This window comes from Streptococcus cristatus ATCC 51100 (assembly GCF_011612585.1).
Taxonomy (GTDB): Bacteria; Bacillota; Bacilli; order Lactobacillales; family Streptococcaceae; genus Streptococcus; species Streptococcus cristatus_H.
Genome location: NZ_CP050133.1, coordinates 1,007,859 through 1,025,747, shown reverse-complemented (window position 1 = coordinate 1,025,747; position 17,889 = coordinate 1,007,859). Strand labels below are relative to the sequence as shown.

19 protein-coding genes are annotated in these 17,889 nt (G+C 44.0%); 2 read left to right on the top strand and 17 right to left on the bottom strand.

Annotated elements, in window-relative coordinates:
* Positions 1-45 precede the first annotated feature (45 nt).
* The 16 genes from HBA50_RS05045 to udk all read right to left on the bottom strand — a co-directional run bounded on the left by HBA50_RS05045 (position 46) and on the right by udk (position 14,208).
* Positions 46-783 (bottom strand): DUF3307 domain-containing protein, encoded by a 738-nt coding sequence (locus HBA50_RS05045; protein ID WP_045497329.1) that lies wholly within the window; start codon positions 781-783, stop codon positions 46-48.
* Positions 780-1,445 carry a SatD family protein gene (locus tag HBA50_RS05040; RefSeq protein ID WP_045497326.1) on the bottom strand — a complete coding sequence of 222 codons (666 nt, stop codon included), beginning with the start codon at positions 1,443-1,445 and terminating at the stop codon, positions 780-782. Before HBA50_RS05040 ends, HBA50_RS05045 begins: the two co-directional genes overlap by 4 nt.
* Before the next feature lie 96 nt (positions 1,446-1,541).
* Positions 1,542-1,859, bottom strand: a complete 318-nt coding sequence (locus tag HBA50_RS05035; RefSeq protein ID WP_045497322.1) for a TfoX/Sxy family protein — start codon at positions 1,857-1,859, stop codon at positions 1,542-1,544.
* Between the two features lie 137 nt (positions 1,860-1,996).
* Positions 1,997-3,517 carry an ABC transporter permease/substrate-binding protein gene (locus HBA50_RS05030; RefSeq protein WP_045497319.1) on the bottom strand — a complete coding sequence of 507 codons (1,521 nt, stop codon included), beginning with the start codon at positions 3,515-3,517 and terminating at the stop codon, positions 1,997-1,999.
* A complete protein-coding gene (locus tag HBA50_RS05025) occupies positions 3,510-4,238 on the bottom strand; it encodes an ATP-binding cassette domain-containing protein (RefSeq protein ID WP_045497316.1) in 729 nt (242 codons plus the stop codon). Before HBA50_RS05025 ends, HBA50_RS05030 begins: the two co-directional genes overlap by 8 nt.
* Positions 4,235-5,197 carry a zinc-binding dehydrogenase gene (locus HBA50_RS05020; RefSeq protein ID WP_045497314.1) on the bottom strand — a complete coding sequence of 321 codons (963 nt, stop codon included), beginning with the start codon at positions 5,195-5,197 and terminating at the stop codon, positions 4,235-4,237. Before HBA50_RS05020 ends, HBA50_RS05025 begins: the two co-directional genes overlap by 4 nt.
* Positions 5,198-5,211: 14 nt before the next feature.
* The gene (locus HBA50_RS05015) at positions 5,212-5,976 is read right to left on the bottom strand and encodes a nuclear transport factor 2 family protein (RefSeq protein ID WP_045497311.1); all 765 of its coding nucleotides are present in this window, start codon (positions 5,974-5,976) and stop codon (positions 5,212-5,214) included.
* A gap of 3 nt (positions 5,977-5,979) precedes the next feature.
* Complete coding sequence (locus tag HBA50_RS05010) at positions 5,980-6,423, bottom strand: MarR family winged helix-turn-helix transcriptional regulator (RefSeq protein ID WP_045497308.1); 444 nt, start codon at positions 6,421-6,423, stop codon at positions 5,980-5,982.
* Positions 6,424-6,611: 188 nt separating this feature from the next.
* Positions 6,612-7,391 carry an L-threonylcarbamoyladenylate synthase gene (locus HBA50_RS05005; RefSeq protein ID WP_005590290.1) on the bottom strand — a complete coding sequence of 260 codons (780 nt, stop codon included), beginning with the start codon at positions 7,389-7,391 and terminating at the stop codon, positions 6,612-6,614.
* Between the two features lie 99 nt (positions 7,392-7,490).
* Complete coding sequence (gene leuD, locus HBA50_RS05000; RefSeq protein ID WP_045497304.1) at positions 7,491-8,081, bottom strand: 3-isopropylmalate dehydratase small subunit; 591 nt, start codon at positions 8,079-8,081, stop codon at positions 7,491-7,493.
* 9 nt (positions 8,082-8,090) lie between these two features.
* Positions 8,091-9,473: a 3-isopropylmalate dehydratase large subunit gene (gene leuC, locus HBA50_RS04995; RefSeq protein WP_045497301.1), complete on the bottom strand. Its 1,383-nt coding sequence runs from the start codon at positions 9,471-9,473 to the stop codon at positions 8,091-8,093.
* 1 nt (position 9,474) lies between these two features.
* Positions 9,475-9,741, bottom strand: a complete 267-nt coding sequence (locus HBA50_RS04990; protein ID WP_045497298.1) for a DUF1294 domain-containing protein — start codon at positions 9,739-9,741, stop codon at positions 9,475-9,477.
* Complete coding sequence (leuB, locus tag HBA50_RS04985; RefSeq protein ID WP_045497295.1) at positions 9,738-10,775, bottom strand: 3-isopropylmalate dehydrogenase; 1,038 nt, start codon at positions 10,773-10,775, stop codon at positions 9,738-9,740. Before leuB ends, HBA50_RS04990 begins: the two co-directional genes overlap by 4 nt.
* A gap of 12 nt (positions 10,776-10,787) precedes the next feature.
* Positions 10,788-12,353: a 2-isopropylmalate synthase gene (locus HBA50_RS04980; protein WP_045497293.1), complete on the bottom strand. Its 1,566-nt coding sequence runs from the start codon at positions 12,351-12,353 to the stop codon at positions 10,788-10,790.
* 510 nt (positions 12,354-12,863) lie between these two features.
* Entirely contained in the window at positions 12,864-13,532 is a 669-nt protein-coding gene (locus HBA50_RS04975; RefSeq protein WP_045497291.1) for a YoaK family protein, read from the bottom strand.
* 40 nt (positions 13,533-13,572) lie between these two features.
* Positions 13,573-14,208 carry a uridine kinase gene (gene udk, locus HBA50_RS04970; protein ID WP_005591973.1) on the bottom strand — a complete coding sequence of 212 codons (636 nt, stop codon included), beginning with the start codon at positions 14,206-14,208 and terminating at the stop codon, positions 13,573-13,575.
* Between the two features lie 104 nt (positions 14,209-14,312).
* Between udk and HBA50_RS04965 the strand changes: the two genes are divergently transcribed.
* Both HBA50_RS04965 and HBA50_RS04960 read left to right on the top strand, forming a co-directional pair.
* A complete protein-coding gene (locus HBA50_RS04965; RefSeq protein WP_045497289.1) occupies positions 14,313-15,293 on the top strand; it encodes a Gfo/Idh/MocA family protein in 981 nt (326 codons plus the stop codon).
* Positions 15,286-16,374: a DEAD/DEAH box helicase gene (locus tag HBA50_RS04960; RefSeq protein ID WP_306452456.1), complete on the top strand. Its 1,089-nt coding sequence runs from the start codon at positions 15,286-15,288 to the stop codon at positions 16,372-16,374. The genes HBA50_RS04965 and HBA50_RS04960 overlap by 8 nt, the downstream gene beginning before the upstream one ends.
* An 82-nt stretch (positions 16,375-16,456) precedes the next feature.
* Here the strand turns inward: HBA50_RS04960 and HBA50_RS04955 are convergent, their stop codons facing one another.
* Entirely contained in the window at positions 16,457-17,854 is a 1,398-nt protein-coding gene (locus HBA50_RS04955; protein ID WP_045497284.1) for a polysaccharide deacetylase family protein, read from the bottom strand.
* Positions 17,855-17,889: the final 35 nt, after the last annotated feature.

Sequence of the window (17,889 nt, the reverse complement as noted above, 5' to 3'; positions counted from 1 at the left end):
AGAATTAGAGTAAAGACCGGGAATCCTATCCCAGTCTCGTTTTTATTACCAATAAAGCAAGCCATAAGTCAGTAAAACGCTGATCATGCTAAAAAGTGAACCGATCAGATAGTATTCTGCAAAGGACTGGCTTTCTGAGATCTTATTATAGCGGGCAATAGATTTAGCTGTAAAAACTAACCCAATGGCAGTAAACTGCCCGAAAATAAGGGAAAGTCCCATAATCAAGCGCTCCAAAATCCCAATCATGGCACCAGCTCCTGCGATAGTCTCTCCGCTGTCTTCTCCTGCCTGATACTTGCTGAAGAAGAGTTTAAAGAGGATATTGACCGGCTTACCAGTAAGGGCGAAGAAAAAGAGAGCCTGCAACATGAGATAACGTTCAGACAGCCAATTAGGAGCTGGAATGTACTGCTGTCCTAAGAGAAAATAAAGAGTAAAAATGCTCATCAGATGCAAGAGCTGATCCAATATAAAGGCAAACTTTTGAGCATAATGCCGGACAATCAAAGAATTCAACCTATTCTTCAAGAAGTCAATAAGCGCATGACTGAGCCAGACCAAGAGGAAATATAGCAGATAATTAGGTAAGATGAACCACAAGAGCAACAAGGGCAAGAGAACAATTCCCAAGTGGAGAATCAAAAAATTCAACCGCCGGCTTTTTAGTTCTGCCATTTTCTGACTTTGAAGCTGAAAGTCAGCTAGCACATGGGCCAGCAAAGTCAATACAAGAATCGGATTCTGCATGAAAAATTCTGAAAATCCCATAAAATTTGTCATTGTTCAGCCTCCTTTGCTGCCTGTAAAATCATTTTCATAGCTAAACGGCGATTTCTCAGATAGATCTTCAGACCAGACGACTTGAGCCGCTTACTAAGTGCACTGGGACTAATTTGCAGCAGCTCTGCTATTTCCCCATGAGAAAAATTCTCGTCATAGATGTATTCTGTGAGCATCCGCTCGAGCACCTCTCTCTGGCTAGCATTCCACTTGCTCTGAATAAATGAAGTAGCTGCCAGCACCGTATTGACCGCCTGACTGAGCTCTTCATCTCCCAAGGATACAGCTATACGGCTACTGCCGTAGTCGTTCTTCTCATGAATAGCATCTATAGCCGCGCGTGCCCTCCAATAGGCTGGACCGTCTGCACCAATACTCTGCTCCCGATTGATATCCGTCACAATCTCACCCAGACCAAGACCAAAGCGAATCGGGTGAGGAAAGCCTAAGGCAATCTGATCAATGAGCCGCATGACTTCAGGATTAGGGCGCAACAAAGCCTGAAACTCATCTCCTGTCGTAATGGTAAAAGGCGACACCAGATAATCTCGATAATCCTGATTTAGCACCGCCATCAATTCCTGCAACTCTTGCTGCGCCTGCTTGCGGTTTTTTAGCTGTTTGGACTCAATCAAATCTCCAATAAGAGCAATATAAAGCATAGCTGATCAAACCTCCTTTAAGTCCATTATAAAGGAAAATGCTTAAAATGTCTATTACAACGGAAAATTTTAGAAATATCCATTAGAACAGAAAGACTATTCTTTCTTTTTAGGTGCTGGTAAGACAGGATAGACAGCCTCAATCAAACTGCAGAGAAAGGCTGCATCTTCTACTTCTTTTATACGAAGCATTGGCTTTGCGCCTGGATAAGGAGTTTCATAGACTGGATTTTCTAAGAGAGCCAGGGCTGGCTGAACTGCCTTCAGCAGCAAGCGATTGTCATAAATCCCGCCGAATAAGCGACCTCGATAATAGAGCAAATACTCTCCCATCATCTTGCGAAAGCTAATTTCTTGGCCTAAGCCCTGCAGCTGCTTCAGGATAAAATCCAAATATTCTTGACTAGATGCCATCGGAACACCTCCATGCATTGATACCTTATTATACCAAAAATGTATGAAGATTGCTGATGTATCTTCTTCAATCCGTAGTCTGTCTATCCTCGGGTAAGCAAAAAAGCTAGACCTAACAAGTCTAACTCTTTCACTTCTTATTTTTTTAAAAGTCCTTCCTTGACCAGATAGTCACGCGCAACGTCTTCGGCCTTTTTACCTTCAATGCCGACTTGATAATTCATCTGGCTCATCTGGCTTTCTGTAATTTTACCAGCCAGCTTATTGAGAATACCTTCCAACTCAGGGTGTTTTTCTAGCAGTTCAGCCTTCATGAGAGGCGCTCCTTGATAAGGAGGGAAAAGATGTTTATCGTCTTCTAAAATCTGAAGTTGATAGCGCTCAATTTCAGGGTCAGTTGAATAGACTTCCATAATCTGAATATCACCTGATTTAATCGCATCATAGCGGAGGGCTGGCTCCATAGTTGATACATTGAGGTTCAGTCCATAGACAGACTGAAGTCCCTTGTTTCCATCTTCACGGTCGTTAAATTCCAAGGTAAACCCTGCCTTGAGCTTGTCTTGAACTGCTTTAAGATCAGAGATGGTCTTAAGATTGTATTCTTTGGCGACACTCTTAGGTACTGCGATGGCATATGTATTTTGATAAGCCATGTGATTGAGCAAGACTAGATTGTCCTGTTTCTTAATGCCATCACGCGCTACTTCAAAGACTTCTTCAGCATCAGTGCTGACCTTTGGAGCAGGCTGCAAAAGAGTTCCAGTAATCGTACCGGTAAACTCAGGATAGATATCAATATCACCTTTTTTCAGAGCTTGATAAAGAAAGTCGGTCTTCCCAAAATTAGGTTTGACTGTCACAGTCATATCTGTATTTTCCTCGATGAGGAGTTTATACATATTCATAAGAATTTCTGGTTCTGGACCTAATTTCCCAGCAATAACCAGATGATCCTTCTCCTGCTTGGGAAGCAGACTAGGTGTGTAAGAAGCGCCTAGCCCGAGGATTAAGACCGCAAAAGCTGTAAATATCGTCCGAAGCTTAGCCTTTTCCATCCATTTAAGAAGACTGTTGAAAAGAATTGCCAAAACTGCAGATGAAATAGCTCCAATCAAGATTAGACTGGCATTGCGACGGTCAATTCCTAGAAGGATAAAAGAACCTAGTCCACCAGCTCCGACAAGGGCTGCTAGAGTTGCTGTTCCGATAATCATAACTGTTGCCGTCCGAACTCCTGATACGACGACGGGCATAGCTAGAGGCAGTTCAAACTTTTTGAGTCGCTCCCACTTGGTCATCCCAAAGGCGATTCCAGCTTCCTCTAAACTAGGATCAATCCCATTCAAAGCAGTGACAGTATTCTCTAAAATCGGGAAAATAGCGTAGATCACCAGGGCAGTCAGTGCCGGCAGTGTGCCAATCCCCATGAGGGGGATAAAGAGTCCCAGCAAGGCCATTGAAGGAATGGTTTGAAAGATTCCTGCAATTTGCAGTACCCAATTAGCTGCTTTTTTGTGACTATTGAGATAAATAGCGAGTGGAATGGTCAGGAAGATGGCCACTAGTAAGGTCAGAAGAGACAGCTGGAGGTGTTGCCCTAAGGCTGCCAACCATTCTCCAAAGCGCTCTTGAAAGGTAGAAATTAAATTAGCCATGTTGAACACCTCCAAATAAATCTGCTACGAAGCTGGTTGCAGGTGCAGATAAGATTTCCTCAGGTGTCGCCACTTGACGAATCTCCCCGTCCTGCAGAACGGCAATCCGATTCCCCAACTTTAAAGCCTCGTCCGTATCATGAGTCACAAAGATTGTCGTCATCCCAAATTCATTGTGCAATTCTCTGGTCAAAGTTTGTAGTTGTTTTCTCGAAATGGCATCCAAGGCCGAAAAAGGTTCATCCATGAGTAGAATCTTAGGTTGACCAATCATGGCCCGGACAATGCCCACCCGTTGCTGTTCTCCACCAGATAATTCACTAGGAAGTCGATGTCCATACTCAGCTACTGGTAAACCAACCTTAGCCAAAAGCTCTTCTGTTTTCTGAGCAATCTCTTCCTTAGTCCACCCCTTCATCTCAGGAATCAGGGCAATATTTTCCGCAACCGTTAGATTGGGAAACAGAGCAATGGCCTGTAAGACATAGCCTGTAGAGAGGCGTAGCTCACGCTCATCATAATCCTTAATCCGTTTATCATCCATATAGATATTGCCATCTGTTGGCTCTAAAAGACGGTTGATCATCTTTATCATGGTCGTCTTACCTGACCCTGAAGGTCCAACTAAAACCATGAATTCCCCGTTCTCAATCCGTAAATTAACATCTCTCAAGACATCTTTTTCTGTATAGCGTAGCGCTACATTTTTATATTCAATCATTCTTTCTCCTCATTTTTTACGATAACCTTGCCAAAAGACTGGCTACTTTCCAGATAAGCATGAGCTTCCTGGATTTGCTCAATAGAAAATACTTTTTCAGGTCGTACGTCTACCTGATAATACTCCACAAAGTCCACCAAAGCTTGTAGCTTGTCTTGAGACACATTACCAGAAGCAAAGGTAGTCAAGTAGAGATTGCGGTAAAGCAGTTCAATAGGGTCAAAGTCTGGAATAGTCCACTGACCGCCCAGCAAGCCACAAGAACAGATAATACCACCATCTGCCGTACGAGCAAATGTATCGAGAATAGCACTCGGACCGACAAGATCTAGGACCTTGTCAAACTGCTCTTCCGTTTGCAAAACGCCATTCTTATCCAAAATCACCTGGTCAAATCCTGCCTCTTTTAGTTGCTTTTCCTTGCCCAGACTACGGCTACTTCCCGCTAAATAGACATTTGGAAATTGCCCTTTGAGAAGCTTTGCAAAAGCAATCCCAACACCACTAGTCGCCGCCCGAACCAGAACTCGGTCTCCCTCCTCAATCTTGAGATTGAGATAAGAGCCAAATGCCGTGTAGTAGGTTTCAGGCAGAGCGATTAAACTTTCCAAAGCAAGCTTTGTCCTCACAGGATAAACCTGTTCATCTGGTAGCAAAACATACTCAGCATAACCACCATCAAAAGTACGCCCCATTTCTCCCATGATGGAGATAACTTGCTGCCCGACCTGCAAATCGGGACGATTGGTCTCCTCTACAAGTCCTACACATTCAATCCCTAAAATTCGTGGGAATTGACCGGACGGCGATAGTCCTTGACGAGTAAAAATCTCGCTATGGTTGATTCCAAATCCTTGTACTTTGACCAAGGTCCAACCCTCTTTAACAGTCGGTTTTGGAACTTCCACAACCTGCAGAACTTCTGGTCCTCCAGCTTCCTTGACAAGCACAGCTTTCATCTTATTATCTCCTTTTAAAACTTCCCTCGATTCGTCAAGTCTTCTACCTTAGGCATGACTTCTTTATTGTCCCAATGCTCAACAATTAATCCATTCTCCAAACGGAAGATGTCATACTGGGCATAAGCCACCCCATCGATCTGAGTCTGCCCATAGCTAACCACGTAGTTTCCTTGTCCTAAAAGCTGGAAAACAAAGTCAAAAGTAACCCCATGCTCTGCAACATAGTTTTTATAAGCCTGACTCCCTTGGCCAATCTCATGATTATGCTGAATCAAATCTTCTGCCACATAATCATTCCACTGCTCTAGTTCACCGTTTTGGAAAATTTCTGTCAAAAAACGACGAACGATTTTTTTATTTTCTGCTGTCTTATCCAAATCCGTGATTTCAAAATCACCAAAAATTTGATCTAATTGGTCATTTTCAGGTGTTCGATAGTAGTCAATGACATCCCAATGCTCCACGATGCGGCCATTCTCATCCGCACGGAAAGTATCTGTCGTCACCCATTGCGCTTCCCCACCATTGAGAAATTGATGGACGTGGACAAAGACCAGATTGCCATCCTCAATGGTGCGAACAATTTTCATCTCACGCTCGGGATGACGCTCAAAGAAATTTGCAAAGAAAGCCGCAAACCCTTCTTTCCCATCTGGCACACCTGTCGAGTGCTGAATGTAGATATCTCCTACAGACTGAGCCTGAGCCTCGGCAACACGACCGTTTTGAATGGCATGAATATATAAATTTTGCGCATTTTCAACTTGTTTTGACATGATTTATGCCTCATTTGCTTTCTCTTTCAGATTGGCTAAAATACGTTCCTGATAATTTTCAAACTGGCGAATTTCATCTTCTGAGAAACCTTTGTAAAAAATCGCATCCAACTTTTGACTGACACGATGCCCAACTTCTTTCTGGGACCAACCTTGCTCCGTCAACTTGACATATTTTTTTCGCTTGTCTGAACCACACTGACTAAAGGTCACCAAACCCTGCTCTTCCAGTTTTTTTAGCATAGTTGTCAGCGTATTATTGGCTAGTCCTGTCTCCAGCGCAATATCTGTCGCCGTCGCGCAGCCCGTTTCACTATTCCATAAAACTGTGAGAATCTTGCCCTGCTCACTGCGATAAAGGGCTTCAGGATCCTGACTCAGTAACTTTTGAAAAATCCGCCCATTCAACAAACGAATATGATGGGCAACTAAATGACTATCTTTCATAAAACCTCTAATTTATTTCTATACCGATATTTTTTATTATTGTAACACCAATCATTACACTTGTCAAGAATTTTGTTCTATTTGGAAATAATTTTAAACTGAATAAAGATTTTAAACTAAAAACTTCAAACAAAAAAGCCCAGTGTAAAGAGGAAGTCCCCCTTTTACACTGAGCTTATTTGTTTATCTTAGTAATATTCACCTTGACGGTAATCCCATGAGTTGAAAGTATCGGACAGGTGCATCATGATTTTGTCGATGTCCAAGCCTTTGCGGATGACCACTGGTGCTGGTGAGATGGAACGTTGCCCACCTTGTTCTGGAATCAGTTTTCCATCCTTGTCCACCATAGAGACCATAACACCTTGCTCATAGCGAGTTTCAATGGTCTTGTCTGGCTGGATAGAGGCTACATAGTCATCTGCTTCAATGACTAAGTCAACAGCGTTTTCGATGCGCTCGCCAATTCCTTCGACCTTGCCGCGGTTTCCTTTACCGGATGGGTTAGCTGAGGATGCATAAACCATCTTGCCTTCTTCCCAAAGCTTAGCTGCCAGCTGCTCGCCCGCCTTACCAAACTTAATAACAAAACAGCTAGTGCCACGAACATCTGTCATCAGCTCTTCCCGACCGTCGCCATAGGCTTTGAGCTTTTCAAAAGCTTCTGGCTTCCATGGAAGGATACAACCCAAGAGAATGTCTTCATCCCAATGCTTTTGATAAAAAGCTTCAATTTCCGGATTTAGCTGAGCCAAAGCACGAAGCTCATCCATACTGCCACAGAGGACAACACCTGGTTTGTTACGGTTACGAGCTTTAGCTTCGAACTTGCGTTCCAAACCTGCCTTATCGCTGGTCATAATGATGTAACCCACCTTGGTTGGGCAAACGATACAGCCGCCATCGCCTTTCAGGATGTCATAACCTTCTTGTGAAAGAGTTCCGTTCCATTGAATGTGTTTTGTCATAAGTTTCTTCCTTTTCTATTAAATTAAGATTTATTTTACCATATATTTTTATCGGAGACAAGATGTTTTCAGAATTTTCTTAATATATCGAAAACAATTTTACTGCCAATAAGAGGGACGATTTTTTTCATATTCTGCAATCAAATCCTCATACTGCAGGGTAATACCGATGTCATCCAGACCGTTGAGGAGCTTGTGCTTCCATTCTCCATCGATGTCAAAGGAGAATTCTCCCACCGGTGAAAAAATCTTCTGCTGCTCCAAATCCACCGTCACTTCATCCGTCGGCTTCAGGTTAGCCAAAACTTGCCGGACTTCCAGTGGCTGAACGATAGGCAACATTCCGTTATTCAGCTCGTTATTGTAGTGAATATCCCCGAAAGATCCGGCAATAACTACTTTAAAGCCATAGTCAGCCAAGGCCCAGGCAGCGTGCTCCCGAGAGGAACCCGCTCCGAAATTATCCCCTGTAATCAGAATAGTCGCCTTGCGGTACTCTGGTCTATTAAAGACGAAATCAGGATCTTCAGTATATCGATTGTCCAGATAACGCCAAGCGTACATGAGGTACTTACCAAAGCCTTTTTTATCAATCAACTTGAGAAACTGCTTGGGCAAAATTTGGTCCGTATCGATATTATCGTTCATGAGGGGGACTGTTGTCCCCGTGTAGATTGTAAATTTTTCCATAAAACTTCCTTACTGGACCTCCGGTAGCTGGCGGACGTCTACGAAGTGCCCGGCAATAGCTGCCGCTGCGGCCATAGCAGGACTGCAAAGATGGGTTTTAGCGCCAAATCCCTGACGATCCTCAAAGTTCCGATTGCTGGTTGAGGCACAGTGGACTCCGTCTGGCACCTTGTCTGGATTCATTCCCAGGCACATGGAACAACCCGGATCGCGCCACTCAAAGCCTGCATCCATGAAAATTTTATCCAGTCCCATCTTTTCAGCAGCCCGCTTGACCGGACGAGAGCCTGGTACGACGATAGCTGTTAGATTGGGAGCAATGTGCTTACCAGCGACGAACTTAGCTGCCAGCTGCAAATCGCTGAGTCTGGCATTGGTACAGGATCCGATAAAGATATAACCTAGGTCAATATCTTCTGCTTTCTTACCCGGAGAGAGGTCCATGTAATTATAGGCCCGCTCGTCGTTCATATCGCGAATTGCTGGGAAAGCCGCGCCAAACTCTACTCCCATAGAAGGATTGGTTCCCCAAGTCACCATAGGTGCCAACTGGGAAACATCCATCTCAATGACCTTATCATAGACAGCATCAGGATCACTGACCAGAGTCTTCCAATCAGCCACTGCCGCCTCAAAGTCCTTAGGTGCTCCCGGCCGACCTTGAACGTAATCATAGGTCTTCTGATCAGGATTCATAATGCCCATCTTGGAGCCAAACTCAATGGACATATTGCAGATGGTCATGCGCTCTTCCATGGTCAAATGATCAATGGCATCACCGGCATACTCAACCACATAGCCAACACCTGCAGCTACACCGTATTTGGCAATCAAAGCGAGGATGAAGTCCTTGGAATAAACACCTTTAGGTGGCACTCCGGTAAATTTGACCAGCATTTTCTTGGGTTTGACTTGCCAAATGGTCTGCGTGGCAAAGACGTGCTCCACCTCTGAAGTACCAATTCCAAAAGCAATAGCTCCAAAAGCTCCGTGAGTAGCCGTGTGACTATCGCCACAGACGATAAATTTGCCCGGCTGAGTCTTGCCCGTTTCTGGCCCAACCATATGAACAATCCCCTGCAGTTCTGATCCGTGAGCCGCATGCTCGATGCCAAAATCCTTGACATTCTCAGAAAGCTTATCAATCTGAGCCTTGGAAATCACATCCCGAATATCATAGATATTGACCGTAGGAACATTATGGTCAAAGGTTCCAAAGGTCAAGTCCGGCCGTCTAACTTTGCGCCCTGCATCTCGAAGGCCTTGAAAAGCCTGAGGGCTGGTTACTTCATGAATATAATGCTGATCCACATACATAAGCTGGGGTTGACCTTCTTGGCCTGTTATTACGTGCCTTTCCCAAATCTTATCAAAAATTGATTTTCCAGCCATACTAGCTTCTCCATATGTAATACAAAATTCCAATTTCCACTATTACTCCGCAAATCCAAGCCAACCAGAAATACCATTTTCTGGTCTTGTGGTGAAAGAGGTGACCACCTAATAAAGCGCCCAAACCTCCGGCTACCAAAGCTGACAAGAGCAAAGTCTTCTCTGGAATGCGGTAGTGATTTTTCTTAGCCTTACGCTTATCCCAGCCATAAAGGAGGAAAACGACAAGGTTCCATAGCAGGCAAATATCCGTTAATATCCATTTCATAAGTTATTGATAATGGCCTCCGTCATTTGAGCTGTCCCTGCCTGACCACCCAGATCTCGGGTTAGAATCCCTTGAGCCAAAGTCTTCTCAACTGCTGCTTCAATCGCTTCTGCCGCTTCTAGCTCTGAAAAACTATCCCGCAGCATCATGGCTACAGAAAGGATCATACTGATAGGGTTGGCAATGCCCTGCCCCGCAATATCTGGAGCCGAACCATGGATAGGCTCGTAAAGACTGGGGCCTGCAGCTGAATGACTGGCTGATGGCATAACTCCCAGCGTCCCTGACAAGACACTGGACTCGTCTGAGAGAATATCTCCGAAGAGATTTTCTGTTACTACAACATCAAACTTAGCAGGATTGGTAATCATGAGCATAGCAGCGCTGTCCACCAGTTGGTGCTCCAAGGTCACATCTGGATAATCCTTGGCCACCTCATCTGCTACTCTACGCCAGAGTTTGGATGTCGCTAGCACATTTTGCTTGTCAATACTGGTCACGCGCTTTCTGCGACCACGCGCGATGTCAAAGGCTTTACGGACAATTCGTTCCACCTCTTCATAGCTGTAGTCGTTGATATCTCGCGCAGATCTATCCTCTAAAATATGCTCACCAAAGTAAATCCCACCAGTCAGCTCGCGTACGACAACGAAGTCCACACCAGCAATTCGCTCTGCCTTCAAAGGCGACAAATGCTTCAGAGCATCGAAAATCTTAACTGGACGGATATTAGCATAGAGCTTAAGTTCCTTGCGCAGAGCGAGCAAGCCTTGCTCAGGACGAACCAGTGCATTATCATACTGAGGACTGCCGATAGCTGCTAGGAGAATAGCATCCGCCTCCTTGGCCGCTTCTAGAGTTGACTGAGGCAGAGGATGATCTTCCGCATCAATACCAGCCCCCCCAAAAGCCTTCTCCGTGATATGATAAGTAAAGCCGAACTTGTCCGCAACAGCAGCCAGCACTTGGAGACCAGCCTCCATGATTTCTGGGCCGATCCCGTCACCCGCCAGAGCTACAATTTCTTTTGTCATAGTCGCTTCCTTCTAATTATTTGCAGGCAGATCGCGGTAAGATACCTGATGGCCGATTTCACCTGCATTTTCCTTTTGCACAAAGGTGTTAGCATGGATATAGGCAATGGCGCTGGCTTTAAGAACATCAAAGTCAATACCAGAGGAGTTGAAAATTGTATCTGTATCCGTATTTTCAACGGCTACCAAAACACGAGCCTGAGAGTCAATTCCGTCCGTCACGGCCTCAATGTTATAGGCTAAGAGCTGGACAGATTGGTTAAAGAATTGGTCAATAGCATTAAAGATAGCTTCGACACTTCCCTTGCCTTCTGCCACACAGTTGACTGTCTCGCCGTCGCCATTAACCAACTGCACATCTGCTGTGATGGTATGATCGTCATTGGTCGTCAGCTGCAGATCATTAAAGTGGAAGCCTTCTGGATTTTCAACTGTCGTTCCAGCAATCAGAGCCCGAATGTCAGCGTCCGTGACTTCATTTTTCTTATCAGCCAATACCTTAAACTTAACAAAGAGCTCATTAATTTCAGATTCTTCAAAGTCCAGAGACAGTTCTTTGAGTTTTTCAACAAAGGCGTGGCGACCAGACAGCTTGCCAAGCGGCAGTGAATTGCTCTTGACTCCAACTAGCTCTGGTGTGATGATTTCATAGGTCAGTGGATTCTTAAGAACGCCATCCTGATGGATACCGGACTCATGAGAGAAGGCATTGCCGCCAACGACCGCCTTGTTCTTAGGCACTGGAATACCTGAGAAGCGGGATACCAGCTCAGAAGTGTTGATGGTTTCATTAAGGACAATGTCTGTCTCAACTTGGTAATAATCCTTGCGAATTTCCAAGGCAACCGCTACTTCTTCCAGCGCAGCATTACCAGCACGCTCGCCAATACCATTGATAGTGCCTTCCACTCGCCTAGCTCCGTATTTGACCGCAGACAGGCTATTGGCTACTGCCATTCCCAAATCATCGTGACAGTGAGGACTGTAGATAATCTCACGTTCCGTTTGTACATTGTCTATCAAATACTTGAAGATATTGCCAAACTCTTCCGGCGTGGTAAAGCCCACTGTGTCAGGGATGTTGATGTAGCTAGCCCCCGCATCAACTGCAGTCTGGACAACTTGAAGCAGAAAATCCAGCTCGGTCCGTGTTGCGTCCTCAGGTGAAAACTCGACAATCTCAAACTTGGAGCGAGCATAGGAAACGTGCTCCTTAATGGCTGCTAAAATCTCTTCCTTGGACTTTTTCAGCTTGAACTCTCTGTGGATGGGACTGGTTGCAATAAAGACGTGAATCTGCGGATGTTTGGCATCCTTGAGTGCCTCGTAGCAAGCATCGATGTCAGACTTAACCGAACGCGCCAAGCCAGTGACAGAAGCTTTAGTAATGACTTTAGCAATCTCTTGCACTGCCGCAAATGAATCTGGACTAGCAGCTGGGAAACCAGCTTCAATAGCAGAAATTCCCCATTTTTCTAGTTGTTTAGCAATGGTAACCTTTTCCTTAATAGAAAAATTCACTCCCGGTGTCTGCTCACCATCCCGAAGGCTGGTATCAAGAAACTCAACTTTTTGCATAGACTTTCCTCTTTCTTTATCGTTTAAAACAGCTATAAAAATCAATGAGAGATACAACAATGAAATGAACTTTTAGTTCGCTTTTCTCAGTATATCCTAGCAAAGATTTTCGTGAAGAATAAAATAAAAACATCTCGCTGGAAGCCAAGCGAGATGTTGATTTACTCCCGCTTGGTAAGCCAAACAGGACTAATGCTTTCGCACTAGCCCGAGTAACGCAACAACAAAGCAAAGTTTGAAAATTGAGTTGACTTCATGTTTGACTGACTCCTTTTGAAATGTTATTGATTAGTATTTTAGCACAGTATCATTCAGCTGTCAACAGATAATTCGATATTTTCTGAAAATTTTAAATATGCTGGATTATTTTGTGGCCTTATTACTATAAATGCGAAAAAGAAAAAGAAGCAGGCCAGCTCCTACTTCCTTTAGTAATATAATTATTTTTCTCATTTCTCTTCTTTTAAGAATTTACCAATCAGGCTTCTTCATTCTTTAGCAGCTTCGTCTTTATCTTCGTACATACTGAACCAAGCGGAACATCATGAAGGCAAATAGAATTCCTGCAACGATCCAAATCGTTCGTAAAGCGTAAAATTGGAGCAGATAGGTCGAAATAATGGCTCCGATGACAAAGCTTCCTAACAAAGCAACAAAGAAAATGCCCTCTTTCAAGTATGGTTTTTCCTGCGTTCGCACAAAATTTCCAAAAGCCACCATCGTTTTCTTGATATTTCCTGTCATAAAAGAATTGTTGTAGACTATACCATCTACTTCGCCAAAAGCTGTCGCAACGACTCCCATACAGAAAGCAATCGGAGGAACGATCAGCATATTTGGCACAGTACTTGGCATAAAACCTACCAGAGTACAGATGAGCACCATTGGTGAAATGCTACTTACTCGCCATATTGACTGCTCAAAAAAGGGGCGGAAAATTGTTATCAGAAAAATCCCCAGCATAAATGCTAGCATGGTAGCCAGTTTGACTTCAATCTCTCCAGTCTTGTGATGAATCAGCTCAACGGACAAAAAGACGACGTTTCCTGTCTGGCCCGCAACCAATGTACCCCCGCGCTCCATGAAAGTGTAAGCATCCACGAAACCTGCGCAAAAAGTCAGCAGACAGGCAAAAAACTTTGATCGAGAATGGAATTCCCTTTTGACGAACTTTCTCATAATTTACCCAAAAAGTCCAGTGTAACACCAGACTTCCTTTCTATCCTTCTCTAGCTTCCTCCAAAATCTTTTCAATCTTGGTGGTAATCAAATCAATCGCCACTTTATTAGAAGCGCCCTCTGGAATGATGACATCCGCATAGCGCTTGGTTGGCTCGATAAACTGATGGTACATAGGCTTTACGACACCCAGATACTGCTCAATGACACTATCCAAACTGCGTCCGCGCTCTTCCATGTCCCGCTTAATCCGACGAATAATCCGCACATCATCATCAGTATCGACGAAAATCTTGATGTCCATCAAATCGCGGAGGCGTTGATCTTCCAAGACCAAAATTCCCTCTACAATGAAGACATCCTGCGGTTCCTGACGATAGGTTTTATTGCTGCGCGTGTGCTCCGTATAATCATAGGTCGGGATGTCCACTGGACGGCCAGCCAAAAGCTCCTTGATCTGCTCAATCATGAGGTCTGTATCAAAAGCAAAAGGATGGTCATAGTTGGTCTTAACCCGTTCCTCAAAAGTCAAATGAGACTGATCCTTGTAGTATGAATCATGCTCAATCATGGAAATCTTTTCATTAGGAAAATGATCTAAAATAGCCCGAGATACACTGGTTTTTCCCCCACCAGATCCACCTGTAACACCAATAATAATAGGTCTGTTTTGCATTGTTTTCTCCATTACTTGTTATCTTATCTATTTTACCTTAATTCATGATATAATGAAAGGGTGAATCAAGAAAAATTCAGGAAAATCATTTTAAAGGAGAAAGTATGTTACAACTCGGTATCATCGGTACGGGATCCATTTCCCATGAGTTTATCAAGGCAGCCCAACTGAGTGGTGAGTATCAGTTAACAGCTGTTTACTCGCGTACCTTGAGTTCCGCGGAGCGTTTTGCGCAAGATTATAGAAATGTCGAACTCTACACCGATATGATTGAATTCTTATCTGCCGACCTAGATGTAGTTTATATCGCCAGTCCCAATAGCCTCCACTTCAACCATGCCAAGGTAGCCATTTTGGCTCGAAAACATGTCATTGTTGAAAAGCCGGCTGTATCAAGGCCTGAAGAATGGCGAGAATTGGTCAAGCTGGCAGCTGAGCATCAGGTTTATATCTTTGAGGCAGCCAGAAACTACCACGAAGCAGCTTTTGCAGTCATTCGTGACTTCCTCAAAGACAAGAAAATCTGGGGAGCTAATTTCACCTATGCTAAATACTCCTCAAAGACGGGAGCCCTGCTGAGTGGACAAGAACCCAATGTTTTTTCTGCTAAATTTTCAGGCGGTGCTCTGATGGATTTGGGAGTTTATACGCTTTATGCAGCTGTCCGATTGTTTGGTGCTCCACAAAGCGTCTGCTATACAGCTCAACAACTGCCAAATAGCGTTGACCTCAACGGTTCAGGCAGTCTGATTTATCCTGATTTTCAGGTTCGTATCCAAGCTGGAAAAAATATTCATAGCCAGCTTCCAGCTGAAATCTATACGGACCAAGGCACTCTGACCTTAGACGGTATCGAGTTTATCCGCTCTGCTATTTTCCAAAAGCTCAATGGAGAGACGGAAAGTCTAGCTATCCGCCAAGCAGACCACCAAATGCTGGAAGAGGCTCAGGCTTTTGCTCGTGTCCTTAAAGGCGGCCAGGAAGAGCTTTATAGCGACTATCTGCAGGCTGCTACTGCTGTGCATGAGTGTCTGTTTGCCATGAGAAAAGATGCTGGTATTAGATTTGAGGTTGACCATGATTAAAGAAACATTTCCAACAGTTTGGCAGGAACAGCTAAATCAGCTCGGTTTTGCTGAACTGACTGCTATCCAAGAAAAAATATTCCAGCCTATTTCTCAGGGAGAAACGGTGCTAGGCATCAGTCCGACCGGTACGGGCAAGACATTGGCCTATCTCTTTCCTAGCTTAATGAGATTGAAGCCTAAAAAAGCGCAGCAGCTTTTGATTTTAGCTCCAAATACAGAGCTGGCGGGACAGATTTTTGATGTTTGTAAGTCTTGGGCGGAGCCCTTGGGCTTGAGCAGTCAACTCCTCCTCTCTGGTAATAGCCAGAAAAGGCAAATTGAGCGACTCAAGAAAGGTCCTGAGATACTGATTGGCACACCGGGTCGGATTTTTGAGCTCATTAAGCTCAAGAAAATCAAGATGATAAATGTTGATACTATTATCCTAGATGAATTTGACCAGCTTCTCAGTGATTCCCAATATGCATTTGTTGACAAGATTCTGCATTATGCACCGCGTGACCACCAGCTGATTTATATGAGTGCTACGGCAAAGTTCGATCAAGATAAGATTGCCGAAAATACTCTACGTATCAGCATTGACGACCAGACTTTGGACAATATCCAGCACTTCTATATGCAGGTAGAAAAGCGTGACAAGGTCGAACTCTTGCGCAAGCTATCCAATGTAGAAGAATTTCGTGGTCTAGTCTTTTTCAACAGCTTGTCAGATTTGGGCAGCGCCGAAGAAAAGCTTCAGTACCGAGGAGCTAGTGCGGTCTCCCTAGCCAGCGATGTTAATGTAAAATTCCGTAAGGTCATTCTTGAGAAATTTAAAGATTACGATATCACACTCTTGCTGGCGACTGACATAGTTGCACGTGGCATTGATATTGATTCTCTAGAGTGCGTGGTCAACTACGAAGTGCCGCGCGATTTGGAAACCTACACCCACCGTTCTGGCCGAACAGGTCGCATGGGCAAGGAAGGCTATGTCATCACCTTCATCAGCCACCCAGAAGAATTAAAAGCTCTCAAAAAATATGCCTCTGTTCGAGAAATCATCTTGAAAAAACAAGAACTGTATGTGTGTCCTTAAGCAAGAATTACGGTCATCAATATTTTTATTTGATGGTAGCAAATCAAAAAGCATTGGAAATATTAAATTTCCAATGCTTTTTTTAATTTCTGCTGTAATAAATCTGATGTGGTTGAAGTTGATTTTCTAATAGTTCATCAACTGTCACCAGAGTATAGCCGCTATTCTTCAGATAGTCAAGAACGCTTGGCAGGGCATCAATGGTCGTCTGATGGATATCGTGCATGAGAATAATAGATCCCGGTTGGGTTTTCACGATCTCCTGCATAATAGCCTTTGTATTGCGTGTTTTCCAATCGAGACTGTCCACGCTCCACATGATAAAGGACTGATCGACAGCATTTTGAACTGTAGAGTTAATGGCTCCGTAAGGCGGTCTTGTAATCATAGGTCGGATACCAGTCGCCTTATAAATGGCTTCCTGAGTGTCTAAAATTTCCTTTTTGGATTGATTCAGAGGTAACTTGGTCAAATCTGGATGGCTCCATGTATGGATGCCGAGCTGATGGCCTTCATCAAGGACACGTTTAGCCAGTTCTGGATTGGCAGCAACATTTTGCCCCACCATAAAGAAGGTCGCTTTAGCATTGTAGCGTTTCAGAATTTCCAAGGCCTGAGGAGTCGTTTTACTGTCGGGACCGTCATCAAAGGTCAGGGCAACCATTTTCTCATGCCGCTTGGTTTCATACTGCTGGTAAGCCTCCAAATCAGCCCCCTGCAAATATTCCGGACGGATTAGATCATAAAAACTAGACAGAGGCACTGTCAAGCTCGTCACACCGTTGATTTCTTTGGGAAGATGAATGGAAAATAAACTTTCCTCATAGTGAAAATTCCACTGGCTCAACTCTATTTCTCGGAGGGCATTTAAAGCTGCTGTTTGCTGACTTTCCTCCACCTGTCTAAAGGTTAGCTGACTGGTCAACTCCTTCAGGAAAATTTCCTTGGCAGCTTCTGGATTTTGAAACAGCTTGTCCAAAGTCACCGCTGCCCCTTCTTGATTGATATAAGTCGAGGCTACTTCTCTTGCTTCTTCAGACTTGATGTCTCTTTTTGAGATGCTGTAATCTTTTCGCTGAATGACCACTTCCTTGGTATTGGCCAGACTAGTAGACTTTTCTTCCGTGTAGTAAAAAGTCAAAGCCGTCAAGTTTTCCTTCTGCTTCTTGTCATCTGAAATGCTCTGACTGTCCTGCAACATTTTATCTTTGACACTTTGAAGAGGCTGTCCATTCATCAGAGGATAAAAAGCTGCCACATAATGGCTACCAATTCTCCCAGCCTGCTTTTCGGCATTGTCAGCATGTTTTTGCTCTTCCTTGGCGATCACTTCTGTAACCTTTTTCTGGAATTCCCTTTCCTGAAACATTTCATAGATTCGTAGTCCGCCAAAAACAAGAAATCCTAAGAGAAGCAGATTCAGAAGACTGAGAATCAGTCTATATTTTCGTCTACGCTTCCTTTTATGTTGTCTTTTCATTTATTATCCCCTAAGCTATTGTCATAAAATGATTC

What these genes read in the sequence shown, in the direction of transcription:
- HBA50_RS05045 (WP_045497329.1), bottom strand. Translation starts at nt 783, where the DNA reads ATGACAAATTTTATGGGATTTTCAGAATTTTTCATGCAGAATCCGATT.
- HBA50_RS05040 (WP_045497326.1), bottom strand. Translation starts at nt 1,445, where the DNA reads ATGCTTTATATTGCTCTTATTGGAGATTTGATTGAGTCCAAACAGCTA.
- HBA50_RS05035 (WP_045497322.1), bottom strand. Translation starts at nt 1,859, where the DNA reads ATGGCATCTAGTCAAGAATATTTGGATTTTATCCTGAAGCAGCTGCAG.
- HBA50_RS05030 (WP_045497319.1), bottom strand. Translation starts at nt 3,517, where the DNA reads ATGGCTAATTTAATTTCTACCTTTCAAGAGCGCTTTGGAGAATGGTTG.
- HBA50_RS05025 (WP_045497316.1), bottom strand. Translation starts at nt 4,238, where the DNA reads ATGATTGAATATAAAAATGTAGCGCTACGCTATACAGAAAAAGATGTC.
- HBA50_RS05020 (WP_045497314.1), bottom strand. Translation starts at nt 5,197, where the DNA reads ATGAAAGCTGTGCTTGTCAAGGAAGCTGGAGGACCAGAAGTTCTGCAG.
- HBA50_RS05015 (WP_045497311.1), bottom strand. Translation starts at nt 5,976, where the DNA reads ATGTCAAAACAAGTTGAAAATGCGCAAAATTTATATATTCATGCCATT.
- HBA50_RS05010 (WP_045497308.1), bottom strand. Translation starts at nt 6,423, where the DNA reads ATGAAAGATAGTCATTTAGTTGCCCATCATATTCGTTTGTTGAATGGG.
- HBA50_RS05005 (WP_005590290.1), bottom strand. Translation starts at nt 7,391, where the DNA reads ATGACAAAACACATTCAATGGAACGGAACTCTTTCACAAGAAGGTTAT.
- leuD (WP_045497304.1), bottom strand. Translation starts at nt 8,081, where the DNA reads ATGGAAAAATTTACAATCTACACGGGGACAACAGTCCCCCTCATGAAC.
- leuC (WP_045497301.1), bottom strand. Translation starts at nt 9,473, where the DNA reads ATGGCTGGAAAATCAATTTTTGATAAGATTTGGGAAAGGCACGTAATA.
- HBA50_RS04990 (WP_045497298.1), bottom strand. Translation starts at nt 9,741, where the DNA reads ATGAAATGGATATTAACGGATATTTGCCTGCTATGGAACCTTGTCGTT.
- leuB (WP_045497295.1), bottom strand. Translation starts at nt 10,775, where the DNA reads ATGACAAAAGAAATTGTAGCTCTGGCGGGTGACGGGATCGGCCCAGAA.
- HBA50_RS04980 (WP_045497293.1), bottom strand. Translation starts at nt 12,353, where the DNA reads ATGCAAAAAGTTGAGTTTCTTGATACCAGCCTTCGGGATGGTGAGCAG.
- HBA50_RS04975 (WP_045497291.1), bottom strand. Translation starts at nt 13,532, where the DNA reads ATGAGAAAGTTCGTCAAAAGGGAATTCCATTCTCGATCAAAGTTTTTT.
- udk (WP_005591973.1), bottom strand. Translation starts at nt 14,208, where the DNA reads ATGCAAAACAGACCTATTATTATTGGTGTTACAGGTGGATCTGGTGGG.
- HBA50_RS04965 (WP_045497289.1), top strand. Translation starts at nt 14,313, where the DNA reads ATGTTACAACTCGGTATCATCGGTACGGGATCCATTTCCCATGAGTTT.
- HBA50_RS04960 (WP_306452456.1), top strand. Translation starts at nt 15,286, where the DNA reads ATGATTAAAGAAACATTTCCAACAGTTTGGCAGGAACAGCTAAATCAG.
- HBA50_RS04955 (WP_045497284.1), bottom strand. Translation starts at nt 17,854, where the DNA reads ATGAAAAGACAACATAAAAGGAAGCGTAGACGAAAATATAGACTGATT.